General features: G+C 57.8%; 9 protein-coding genes and 2 riboswitches. All 9 genes read right to left on the reverse strand.

What is annotated here, in order from left to right:
- Nucleotides 1-10: 10 nt before the first annotated feature.
- Nucleotides 11-1,618: an aminomethyl-transferring glycine dehydrogenase subunit GcvPB gene (gene gcvPB / locus ACYQ0G_RS13820; protein WP_460103701.1), complete on the reverse strand. Its 1,608-nt coding sequence runs from the start codon at nucleotides 1,616-1,618 to the stop codon at nucleotides 11-13.
- Nucleotides 1,615-2,982 carry an aminomethyl-transferring glycine dehydrogenase subunit GcvPA gene (gene gcvPA, locus ACYQ0G_RS13825; RefSeq protein ID WP_460103702.1) on the reverse strand — a complete coding sequence of 456 codons (1,368 nt, stop codon included), beginning with the start codon at nucleotides 2,980-2,982 and terminating at the stop codon, nucleotides 1,615-1,617. The genes gcvPB and gcvPA overlap by 4 nt, the downstream gene beginning before the upstream one ends.
- Nucleotides 2,983-3,017: 35 nt before the next feature.
- A complete protein-coding gene (gene gcvH / locus ACYQ0G_RS13830) occupies nucleotides 3,018-3,389 on the reverse strand; it encodes a glycine cleavage system protein GcvH (protein ID WP_460103705.1) in 372 nt (123 codons plus the stop codon).
- 5 nt (nucleotides 3,390-3,394) lie between these two features.
- A complete protein-coding gene (gene gcvT, locus ACYQ0G_RS13835) occupies nucleotides 3,395-4,567 on the reverse strand; it encodes a glycine cleavage system aminomethyltransferase GcvT (RefSeq protein WP_460103707.1) in 1,173 nt (390 codons plus the stop codon).
- Between the two features lie 52 nt (nucleotides 4,568-4,619).
- Nucleotides 4,620-4,721, reverse strand: a riboswitch (glycine riboswitch).
- Nucleotides 4,722-4,819: riboswitch (glycine riboswitch) on the reverse strand.
- A 72-nt stretch (nucleotides 4,820-4,891) separates the two neighbouring features.
- Nucleotides 4,892-5,833, reverse strand: coding sequence for a sulfite exporter TauE/SafE family protein (locus ACYQ0G_RS13840; RefSeq protein WP_460103709.1), 942 nt, complete (start codon nucleotides 5,831-5,833; stop codon nucleotides 4,892-4,894).
- Nucleotides 5,809-8,529: a methionine synthase gene (gene metH / locus ACYQ0G_RS13845; protein WP_460103774.1), complete on the reverse strand. Its 2,721-nt coding sequence runs from the start codon at nucleotides 8,527-8,529 to the stop codon at nucleotides 5,809-5,811. The genes ACYQ0G_RS13840 and metH overlap by 25 nt, the downstream gene beginning before the upstream one ends.
- The gene (locus ACYQ0G_RS13850; RefSeq protein WP_460103711.1) at nucleotides 8,526-9,575 is read right to left on the reverse strand and encodes a homocysteine S-methyltransferase family protein; all 1,050 of its coding nucleotides are present in this window, start codon (nucleotides 9,573-9,575) and stop codon (nucleotides 8,526-8,528) included. Before ACYQ0G_RS13850 ends, metH begins: the two co-directional genes overlap by 4 nt.
- The gene (metF, locus tag ACYQ0G_RS13855) at nucleotides 9,572-10,501 is read right to left on the reverse strand and encodes a methylenetetrahydrofolate reductase [NAD(P)H] (protein WP_460103714.1); all 930 of its coding nucleotides are present in this window, start codon (nucleotides 10,499-10,501) and stop codon (nucleotides 9,572-9,574) included. The genes ACYQ0G_RS13850 and metF overlap by 4 nt, the downstream gene beginning before the upstream one ends.
- Entirely contained in the window at nucleotides 10,498-11,469 is a 972-nt protein-coding gene (locus ACYQ0G_RS13860) for an ArsR/SmtB family transcription factor (protein ID WP_460103715.1), read from the reverse strand. The genes metF and ACYQ0G_RS13860 overlap by 4 nt, the downstream gene beginning before the upstream one ends.
- Nucleotides 11,470-11,516: the final 47 nt, after the last annotated feature.

Consider the following 11,516-nt stretch of genomic DNA (forward strand, 5'->3'; position numbering starts at 1 on the left):
AGGACGGACATCACCGGCCGCCCTGCTCGCTCAAGCTCGGCGTGCCTGCCGGTGGATTTGGCTCTTCCCATGCGAGGATGGGCTTTCTGGCCGCGAGAGTCTCGTCGAGACGGCGGCGTGGTGCATAGTGCGGAGCGGTCTTAAGTGCCTCGTCGCCACCTTTCGCCCGTTCCGAGACGCTGCGCAGTGCTTGGATGAATTGATCGAGGGCTGCCTTGCTTTCGGTTTCTGTCGGCTCGACCAGCATCGCGCCATGGACGACCAAGGGGAAGTACATGGTCATCGGATGGTATCCTTCGTCAATCAGCGCCTTGGCGAGATCGAGTGTGGTCACGTCGTCTGCGAAACCTTTGTCGCTGAACAGCGCTTCATGCATGCAAGGGCCGCTGTGACCGAAAGGCGCGTCGAGTACATCATCGAGGCTACGCAGGATGTAGTTGGCATTGAGAACCGCGTCTTCAGCCACCTGGCGAAGACCATCGGCACCATGGCTAAGGATGTAGCTAAGTGCTCTGGTGAACATACCCATCTGGCCATGGAACGCTGTCATCCGACCGAAGGCCCGCGTATGGTCAAACTCGGCTGCGTTCTCTTCCTCGACGAGATGGACTACGCCGTCCTTGGTTCTTGCAGTGAAAGGCAGCGGACCGAAGGGAGCCAGAGCCTCGGAGAGGACTACAGGACCTGAACCAGGACCACCGCCGCCATGCGGGGTGGAGAAGGTCTTGTGGAGGTTGATGTGCATCGCATCGACGCCAAGATCGCCGGGACGTACCTTACCGACGATCGCGTTGAAATTGGCCCCATCGCAATAGACAAAGCCACCCGCTGCATGCACCGCATCGGAAATCGCTTTCATGTCGCGCTCGAAAAGCCCGCAAGTGTTCGGATTGGTAATCATCACACCTGCGACATCGGGGCCGAGCCGCGCCTTGAGGGCCTCGAGATCGACGCGACCATCCGCGTTTGCAGGAATGTCCTCGACACGATATCCGGCAAATGCTGCTGTGGCCGGGTTGGTCCCGTGCGCACTCTCCGGGACGAGAATGACTTCCCGGGCATCGCCACGAGCTTCAAGCGCAGCGCGGATGCAGAGAATGCCACACAGTTCTCCATGCGCACCTGCCTTGGGGCTCATCGCGACACCGTGCATGCCGGTAAGCTCGATCAGCCAATGAGCCAGCTCATTTACCACTTCCAGAGCGCCGCGTACTGTGTCGACCGGCTGCAACGGGTGCACATCAGCGAAGCCCGGCATGCGCGCGACCTTCTCGTTCAGTCGCGGATTGTGCTTCATCGTGCACGAACCAAGCGGGAAAAGTCCGAGGTCGATCGCATAATTTTGGCGGCTGAGGCGTGTGTAGTGACGGATCGTTTCAGGCTCTGAAAGGCCCGGAAGGCCGATCGCCTCGCTACGGTCGAGCCCGCCAAAGCGGTTCGTCTCTCTCTTCGCCTCAGGAAGATCCACACCGGTTGTCTCGGCCGTTCCGATCTCGAAAATCAAAGGCTCTTCAAGCATCAGAGCGCGGTTACCGGTTACGGTATCTGGACCTGTCATGGCATTGTGTTCCTGAAGCGGGCTGCCAGGTTTCCAGCCGGATTGATTGGGTGCGCTCATGCCAGCACCTCCTTAAGCGCGGAGGCAAGTGTATCGATGTCCTCCTCCGTAGTAGTTTCGGTCACCGCCACGATCAGGCCGTCGGCGAGATCTGTTTGATCCGGGAAAAGGCGCCCGAGCGATACGCCAGCCAGTACCTGCTGACCGGTCAACTTGCGCACCACTTCACGAGCGTCAGTACCTAGACGGATGGTGAACTCGTTGAAGAACGCTTTGTTGAGAAGCGATACACCCGGAACGGCCGACAGTTTGTCCGCAGCGATACAGGCCAGCCAATGATTTTCCATCGCAAGGTTCCGAAGGCCTTTTTCGCCGAGCAGCGTCATGTGCACGCTGAATGCGAGCGCGCAGAGGCCCGAGTTCGTGCAGATATTCGAAGTCGCCTTTTCGCGGCGAATGTGCTGTTCACGGGTCGACAGGGTCAAAACGAAGCCACGCTTACCTTCGGCATCCTGCGTCTCTCCACACAGACGGCCTGGCATCATGCGGACATGCTTTGGATCACGAACCGCGAACAGACCGAGATAGGGCCCGCCGAATTGGAGGCCCACACCGATAGACTGTCCTTCGCCAACGACGATGTCTGCACCCATCTCACCTGGAGATTTGAGAGCACCCAAGGCTACCGGCTCGGTGTTGACGACAATCAGCAGTGCGCCTTTGGCGTGCGCAGCATCGGCGATCGGCTGAAGGTCGGTAACGCGCCCCAGAATGTCGGGATACTGGACAACTACCGATGCCGTGTTCTCATCTATACGGGCGGTGAGCCCCTCGATATCCGGCTCTGACTGCATCGCAGGCTTTGCATGGGAAATCTCGTCGTCTGTGAACTTCGCCATGGTCTTGACGACCTCTGCATAATGCGGGTGCAGAGCTCCTGAAAGCACGACCTTGCGCTTCTTTCCCTTCGCGACGCGACTGGCCATTGCAACGGCTTCCCAGCATGCTGTCGAACCATCATACATACTCGCATTGGCTACTGCACAGCCGTAGAGACGAGCCACTTGGCTCTGGAACTCAAACAGCATCTGAAGAGTGCCCTGCGCGATTTCCGGCTGATAGGGCGTATAGGCAGTAAGAAATTCGCCGCGCTGGATGATATGATCGACACTCGCGGGAACGTGATGGCGATAGGCTCCCGCACCGAGGAAGAAAGCCGCATCCGCAGCCGCCAAATTCTTCTTCGACAGGCGCCGCATGTGCTTTTCGACTGCCATTTCGCTGGCGTGCATAGGCAAGCCCTCGATGGGCCCGGATAGCCGGGCCTCCTCAGGGACGTCTGCAAACAGTGCCTCCACGTCGGGCGCACCGATTTTCTCAAGCATTGCCGATCGGTCGGCATCAGTCAGCGGCAGGTAGCGCATCGATTACCTCGTATGTCCCGAAAGCGGGGTGGGAATTAAAGTCCGTCGCAGAAGCTCTTGTAAGCTTTGTCGTCCATAAGCCCGTCGAGCTCGGACTTGTCCGACACGGTCATCTTGAAGAACCAGCCGTCTTCCTCGGGCGAGGAATTCACGAGGGCAGGGTCATCCTCGAGGCTGTCGTTCACTTCTACCACTTCGCCCGAGAGCGGCGCATAGACATCGCTCGCCGCTTTTACGCTCTCTACGACAGCGGCATCCTTGCCTTTCTCGACCATGGTGCCGACGTCGGGCAATTCCACAAACACAATATCGCCCAATTGGCCTTGCGCGAAGTCGGTAATGCCGACCGTCGCGGTTTCGCCTTCGAGATCAATCCATTCATGTTCGTCAGTAAAATAGCGGGCCATCTCTCTCACTTTCCTCTGTGATAGCGGTGGGGAACGAAGGGCATTTTTGCGACCTTCGCAGGCAGTCTCTTCTTGCGCACCTCGACCTCGAGATCAGTTCCTTCATCGGCGAGTGCGGTATCGATAAAGGCCATTGCGATCGGTCGCTCGAGCGAGGGCGAAAATCCACCGCTGGTGACGCGGCCGACCTGCTTGTCGCCAACATAAACAAGCGCACCTTCGCGGGCCGGCATACGGCCTTCGATATGTAATCCGACGCGCTTTTGCGTAGGACCGTTTGCAAGAACCGTCGAAACTGCTTCATGCCCGATCCAGCCGCCCTGCTCGCGGCGTTTTTTGGTCAAGGCGAAACCGAGATCGGCCGAGACTGGATCTATTTCTTCGGTGATATCGTGCCCGTAGAGAGGCAAGCCTGCTTCAAGGCGCAGACTGTCACGCGCACCGAGCCCAATCGGACGGACTTCTATTTCAGCGCACAGACGGTCAGCCAGGCTTTCTGCGAATTCGGCGGGCACCGAAATTTCGAAGCCATCTTCGCCGGTATATCCAGATCGCGTGATCCGGAGGGGCCACTCGCCGAAATCGTAAACGACGGAGTCCATGAAAACCATGTCGTCGATTACATTGCGCATGACGCGATTGAGTGCCGTCGCGGCATTCGGACCTTGCAATGCGAGCAGAGCACGGTCTTCCAAATGCGTCAGCGTGACATCGTCATCTAGGTGTTCGCGCAGATGGGCTATGTCGTCCCACTTCATCGCACCATTGACGACCAAGTAATATGCCGGGTCGCCCCAGTACCCCTCAGTACCTTCTTCTTCGTCACCCTCGATCCACGGTGTTGCGTTGGTTACCATGAGATCGTCAAGGATGCCGCCGCTTTCCGCCATCAGCAGCGAATAGCGCGTCCGGCCGGGCTTGAGCGAGGCTATCGCGCCAGGCAGCAGCTTTTCCAGTTCCTCGGCCGCATTCTCGCCGGTGACCATTAGCTGCCCCATATGGCTCACATCGAAGAGGCCGGCCTGGTCCCTGGTCCAGTTGTGCTCGACGACGATGCCCTCATACTGGATTGGCATCTCGTAGCCCGCGAAAGGCACCATGCGAGCGCCCTTGCGGCGATGCCAGCTATCCAGCGGCAGCGTTTGCACTTCATCAATGGTTTCTTGTTCGTCGCTCAAATCCCGTCCCTCGCAAGCATGGGAGCGCACCGTCCGGTCCGCCAAACCAACCCATGCCCCCTCTGTCGGGAAACCTGAGAGACTGACGCACTATCGGGTGCGCTTACCCCTTCGGTGGCCGCCACAGAAGTGACGACGCTTTCCAGAGTGTCGATGGCAACGCACGGTCCGTGGGCCTGAGAGTTTCCGGGGCGGTTGCTCCTTCGGCGCCACGCGGGATCATACCAGCGCGGACTCTCCCGTGCGTGCCCGCCCAGAATCGCTCCTGAAGCCGACGCGAAAGCCCTGCGCGATACTGCCCGTCTGGTCAATCGGCCAAATGGCTCAATTGCCGTTCAGCCACAGCAAATAGACCGCGGAGGCGACGATCCACCCCCCGTCGATCGTTTTTAGGCGGCGCGCTCCGAGCCACAAGGCGATAGGGCGAGCGAGGAAACCGCCAAGCAATGCACCCGGGACGGCAAGCAACACTACCTCCCACCGTATCGTACCTGCGTCGATGTGCCACACGGATCCGGCGATCACGCTGGCGGCCGAGATGAGACATGCTGAGCCGGTACACAAAAGTACCGGGTAGTGGCGAATAAAGAGATAGAGAGCCACCAATTCGCCGATGCCCACCGAAAAAAGGGCGGTCAGCACGCCGCCGGGGATTGCCAGAAACAGAATAACCGCAAGGTCTTTCGTTTCGAGGCGCTCTCTCTCGCAGCGCTTCAGGTTTAGCGTCCACGTCGATCCTATCAGGGCCAGGCCCAGAAGAACCGAAAAGATCTTATAGGCTGTAAGAACAGCATGCTGGTCGAGACTGATCGCTCTTTGAGTGACCAGCATGGCGGGTAGAGAGAGCGACAGAACCGCGAAAGTGACAGTAAAGAAATCGCGTCGCCTGACGACAGCATGAAGCTTGTCCGGAACCGGCTGATGAAGGAGCCGATCGGTCCAACGCAGTGCTCCCATCGTCATGCCGAAACCTTGAATACACATGGAAACGCCAACGATCTGCAACGGCTGCAAATTCAACTCGCCGAGATCCCGCAACGCGTTGAAGACCGGTACGAAGACGACCCCTCCACCCGTACCCGACGTATTGGCAATTACCGCCCCTACCAATCCCACGCCCGGGAGAAACCAGAGAGCGGAAAGGAGGTCCGGATGCCAGCTGACGCTCACCCACAAGATAGCATAGGCGAGAAAGAGGAGGCTCCCGCCGATCAGGACAATCCGCCCTGCCGGCCAAGCGTTCAGTCGAGATTGGGACGCAGCCATCGTTCGGCTGTTGCCATATCGACGCCGCGGCGGTGCGCATAGTCTTCAAGTTGATCGCGGCCGATCGTCGCCACACCGAAATAGGAACTCTCAGGGTGACCGAAATAAAAACCGCTTACCGCCGCGGTGGGCAGCATAGCAAAGCTCTCGGTCAGCATCAGGCCTGTGTGTTTTTCCGCGTTCAGCATCTCGAACAGCAATGGCTTCAAGCTGTGGTCGGGACAAGCAGGATAACCTGGAGCGGGCCTGATACCGCGATACTCTTCCTTGATAAGCGCATCATTGGTGAGCTGTTCGTTAGGAGCGTAACCCCAAAGGTCGGTTCGGACATGCTGGTGCAACCGTTCGGCAAATGCTTCTGCGAAGCGGTCTGCCAAAGCTTTCAACATGATGTCCGAGTAATCGTCATTCTCGGCCTTGAAGCGCTTCGAAGGTCCATCGATACCATGGATTCCAACCGCGAAACCGCCCATCCAATCGCCGGACGGATCGACAAAGTCGGCAAGGCAGAAGTTGGCCCGGTCCCGGCTCTTGTGGACCTGCTGACGCAACATGGGAAGGCGCGTACTGCCCTCATTCGTGCGGTCCAAGTCTGGAATAGGTGCGTCAGGGAAATGCGCGCCATCCTTGCTCACGCGATCCTGGACGTGTCGATGGTGCACGATAATATCGTCGCCCTCGCGGTAACACGGCCATAAACCGACAACCCCGCGAGCAGTGAGCCATTTCTCATCAACAATCCGGTCGAGCATCGCCTGCGCGTCATCCCACAGGCTTCTAGCACTTTCGCCCACGACCTTATCGCCCAGGATGGCCGGGAAATTTCCGTGCAGTTCCCAAGCCCGGAAGAACGGGGTCCAATCAATGTACTCCCTCAGCTCGGCAAGCGACCAGTCGTCATACACATGCACGCCCGGGCGAGCTGGATCAGAAGGTTTTTCACTAAAATCTATCTTCGCGCCGTTGGAACGCGCGTCCCCAAGTGGCAGCAATTTGCTATTGCCCCTGCCTGCACGCTTCTGACGTACGTCTTCATAATCAACGGCGACTTCTCCAACATAGTCGTTACGCTGCGTGTCGGAGAGCAGTTTGCTCGCCACACCTACGGCGCGACTGGCGTCGAGAACATGGATGACCGGCCCTTCATACGCGGGATCAATACGCAGCGCTGTGTGGACCTTGCTGGTTGTCGCTCCGCCTATTAGCAGAGGCATGGTCATCTGGGCGCGGCTCATCTCCTCAGCCACAGTTACCATTTCATCCAAGGAAGGTGTGATGAGCCCGGAAAGCCCGATCATGTCGGCGTCGTTCTCATTGGCCGCCTCTAGAATGGTCGACCATGGAACCATGACACCCAGATCAATGACTTCGTAACCGTTGCACTGAAGGACGACGCCGACGATATTCTTGCCGATATCGTGCACGTCTCCCTTGACGGTGGCCATAATGATCTTGCCCTTGGCCTTCGCGCCTTCTTCCTTTTCGGCTTCGATAAAGGGAATGAGATGCGCGACTGCCTTCTTCATCACGCGAGCCGATTTGACCACTTGCGGCAAGAACATCTTGCCTGAACCGAACAGGTCTCCGACCACGTTCATTCCATCCATGAGCGGTCCTTCGATGACCTCGATAGGCCGACCGCCGCGCGCAAAAATTATCTGGCGCGCTTCTTCGGTGTCATCGACAACATGAGCATCTATGCCTTTAACGAGTGCGTGTTCGAGGCGTTTGATGACATCCCAGCCCCGCCATTCGGCCGCTTCCTTTTCCGCACGGACGTCTGTTCCGCGAAACGTCTCAGCTATCGTGATCAGACGCTCCGTCGGACTTTGTTCTTCTGTGCGTGCCGGACGGTTGAGAATAACGTCTTCACACGCTTCGCGTAGTTCGGGGTCGATCTGGTCGTAAACGTCAAGCTGGCCTGCATTGACGATAGCCATGTCGAGGCCTGCCGGAATCGCATGATAAAGAAACACCGAATGCATGGCCCGGCGTACTGGCTCATTGCCTCGGAAGCTGAACGAAAGGTTCGATAGCCCGCCGGAATAATGCGCATGCGGGCAAAGCTCGCGCAACTCTGCGACGGCCTCGATGAAGTCAAGACCGTAGCGATCGTGCTCTTCGATACCAGTGGCCACCGCGAAGATATTAGGATCGAAAATGATATCTTCTGGGGGAAAGCCGTCCGACACCAGCAAGTCGTAAGCGCGTTTGCAGATTTCGACTTTACGTTCCTTGGTATCTGCCTGGCCTTTTTCGTCGAAAGCCATCACGACTGCCGCGGCGCCGTAATCCCTGCACTTGCGAGCATGAAGAAGAAACTGCTCTTCTCCCTCCTTCATGCTGATGGAGTTGACGATCGGCTTGCCGCTGACGCATTTCAAGCCAGCTTCGATCACCTCCCACTTGGAACTGTCGATCATGATCGGAACCCGCGCGATATCGGGTTCGGCAGCGATCAACTTGAGAAAGGTCGTCATGGCTTCGACTGCATCAAGCAGCCCTTCGTCCATATTTACATCGACTACCTGCGCGCCATTCTCGACCTGCTGGCGCGCGACTTCGACAGCGGCAGGATAATCTCCCGCCATAATCAGTTTCTTGAATCGTGCCGATCCGGTGACATTCGTGCGCTCGCCGATATTGACGAAGCGGGAAGTGGAAGCAGTGGTCACTTGGTCATTCCAGCAAATCAGGCAGCCATCTCGAAAGGTTCGAGACCGGCGAGACGGGTGACGATCGGAGGCGACGGTATCTGTCGTGGAGGCAAATTGGCGACAGCGTCCGCAATCGCTGCAATATGAGCCGGCGTCGATCCGCAACACCCCCCCAGCACATTCACTTGTCCATGCTCCGCCCATTCATGAACGAAAGCGGCTGTTTGTCGGGGCATCTCGTCATATTCGCCCAGTTCGTTGGGAAGGCCTGCATTGGGGTAGACCATGATTGGACAATCGGCGATTTCGCTCAGCGTGCGGACGTGCGGGCGAAGTTGCGTAGCTCCGAAGGAACAATTGAGGCCAACCGTCAAAGGGCGCGCGTGGCGAACAGCGTGCCAAAATGCCTCTACAGTGTGTCCCGAGAGATTGCGGCCCGAAAGGTCGGTGAGCGTCATAGACAGCATGATGGGCACATCCCTGCCCAAAGCCCGCTCGACCTCCCGCACGGCCATGATGCCCGCTTTTGCGTTGAGGGTATCGAAAATTGTCTCGATTAATATGAAATCGGCCCCGCCTTCCACGAGAGCTTCGACTTGCTCACGATAGACATCGACCAGTTCATCCCAATCGACTTCCCGGAAGCCTGGATCATTAACATCAGGAGAGAGCGAAAGCGTTTTATTCGTGGGGCCTATTGCTCCGGCCACAAAACGAGGCTTGCCGTCTTTTGCTGTAAACTCATCTGCAACCCGACGGGCAAGCCCTGCGCTTTCCACATTGATCTCGCGAACAAGGTTTTCAGCAGCATAATCCGCTTGGCTTATTCGGTTCGCCGAGAACGTGTTGGTTTCAGCTATGTCGGCACCGGCTGCAAAATACGCGCGGTGAATGGACTCTGGCACTTCCGGCTTCGTTAGGGCCAGGATGTCGTTATTGCCCTTCTGATCCTTCGACAAACCGAGAGATCCAGCATAATCCTCTTCGGACAATTTCCAGCTCTGGATCTCGGTTCCGAATGCACCATCGACGATAAGAATGCGTTTGGAGGTTTCCTCCAAAAAGGCTTCGCGGGCTGAAGTCATAGCTTGTCTCCCTGCGGCCGCAAGCCGAGCATATGGCAGATCGCATAGCTCAGTTCCGCGCGGTTGAGCGTGTAGAAGTGAAATTTTCGCACGCCGCCCGCGTACAGGCGACGGCATAGTTCAGCGGCGATCGTTGCGCTCACGAGCTGGCGGGCTTCCGGCCGCTCGTCGAGGCCGCGAAACAAGCCTTCCATCCACTCGGGAATGGCCGTTCCGCAAAGGCCGCTCATTCGCTGGACAGCGGCGAAGCTCAGAACTGGCATAATACCTGGTACAATCTCGCCCACTATTCCAGCGGTTGCTGCCTTGTCGCGAAAGTCGAAGAAGCACTCTGGCTCGAAGAAGAATTGCGTGATCGCCCGCGTCGCACCGGCGTCGAACTTGCGCTTGAGATTATCGAGATCTGATTGTCGATCCAGGGAATCAGGATGAACCTCGGGATAGGCGGCTACGGAAATTTCAAAATCGGCAATGCGTTTGAGGCCGGCAATGAGATCAGCAGCATTTTCGTATCCGCCCGGATGCGGTGAGTACACATCAGCCCCATCGGGTGCATCGCCACGCAACGCGACGATATGGCGCACCCCTTCCGCCCAATATTCACGGGCGACTTCGTCAACTTCTTCACGGGTTGCCTGCACGCAGGTCAAATGCGCAGCGGCAGGAATATCTGTCTCACCGACGATCCTCCGAACGGCTTCGTGAGTTCTTTCGCGCGTAGAGCCCCCAGCCCCGTAGGTCACCGAAACAAAGCGCGGATCAAGCGGCTCGAGGGTTTTGACGCTCTCCCATAAAGTCTCGCTCATCTTTTCCGTCTTCGGAGGAAAGAACTCGAAGCTGACCTCAATGTCCCCAGGCAAACCAGAGAAGAGCGGTGTTTCGAGAGCACGCTGCGCCTCGCGCATCTGATCCAGTGTCGGGCTCATCCCGCCTTCCTTTCGGCGTCCCGCCGGCGTTCGGCGATCCAAATTTTGATTCCAATTTCCCCGTCGTCGAGCGAGACTGGAGGTCGGGGATCAAAGTGCGCTTCTTCAAGAAGGTCATGCATATGGGCATCGGCGAAACCGAGGCGTACATGAGCGTATTTTTCCCGCAGTTCCTCGCGCTGGTGGGCGGCGAAGTCGACGATCGCGATCCGGCCTCCATCGCGCGTCACGCGGGATGCTTCGAAGAGCGCTGCGGCCGGACTGTCGGCGAAATGGAGCACCTGATGGAAGAGAACCGTGTCGAACCGCCCGGCAGCGAAGGGCAGGTTCGCAAAATCGCCCTGGACTAGTTCCACGCGTTCGGTCGGCAAATGCTGAAGCTTTGCACGCGCCACGCGGAGCATGGCGAGGCTCTTGTCGAGAGCGACGATATGATCGGCTTTTTCGGCGAACAATTCGGCCATTCGCCCCGTGCCGGTACCGATATCGAGAACACTGCCGAGCGATCCCGTGCCCAGTGCCTTCGCCAAAGCCTGTTCGATCAGTTCATCCGACGAATGTAGCCGGCGAACCTCGTCCCAATCGTGGGCGTGTTCGGCAAAATACTGCTGCGCCTCGGACTGGCGTGCATCGCGTATAGCCGCAAGCTTCTGGCGATCGCTCTCGCACTGATCACCGAACGCATTGTCACTGCCCTCCAGCAACGCGAGCAATTTTGCGATATCAGACCGAACGGCAGCTTCCCCTGAAGGATCGGTGGCCGCTCGCAGGAAAATCCAGCTGCCCTCACGCCTTCGTTCGGCGAGGCCCGCATCGCACAAAATCCCGACGTGCCGCGATGCACGAGGCTGGCTTTGCCCGAGGACCTGCGCAATTTCGCCGACTGCCAGTTCCATGGAACCAAGCAGCCGCATGATCCGCAAACGAGTCGGATCCGCCAAGGCGCGAAAGATGGCTTCGGTACGCATCGGGGAATACATATAAAGATATTTTTATATCCGTAAATGGGGATCGA

Source organism: Qipengyuania triglochinis, assembly GCF_054655615.1.

Bases quoted from the DNA above. Each gene is read 5' to 3' on its own strand.
- gcvPB (WP_460103701.1), bottom strand. From the start codon at position 1,618: ATGAGCGCACCCAATCAATCCGGCTGGAAACCTGGCAGCCCGCTTCAG.
- gcvH (WP_460103705.1), bottom strand. From the start codon at position 3,389: ATGGCCCGCTATTTTACTGACGAACATGAATGGATTGATCTCGAAGGC.
- ACYQ0G_RS13850 (WP_460103711.1), bottom strand. From the start codon at position 9,575: ATGACTTCAGCCCGCGAAGCCTTTTTGGAGGAAACCTCCAAACGCATT.
- ACYQ0G_RS13840 (WP_460103709.1), bottom strand. From the start codon at position 5,833: ATGGCTGCGTCCCAATCTCGACTGAACGCTTGGCCGGCAGGGCGGATT.
- gcvPA (WP_460103702.1), bottom strand. From the start codon at position 2,982: ATGCGCTACCTGCCGCTGACTGATGCCGACCGATCGGCAATGCTTGAG.
- ACYQ0G_RS13860 (WP_460103715.1), bottom strand. From the start codon at position 11,469: ATGCGTACCGAAGCCATCTTTCGCGCCTTGGCGGATCCGACTCGTTTG.
- metF (WP_460103714.1), bottom strand. From the start codon at position 10,501: ATGAGCCCGACACTGGATCAGATGCGCGAGGCGCAGCGTGCTCTCGAA.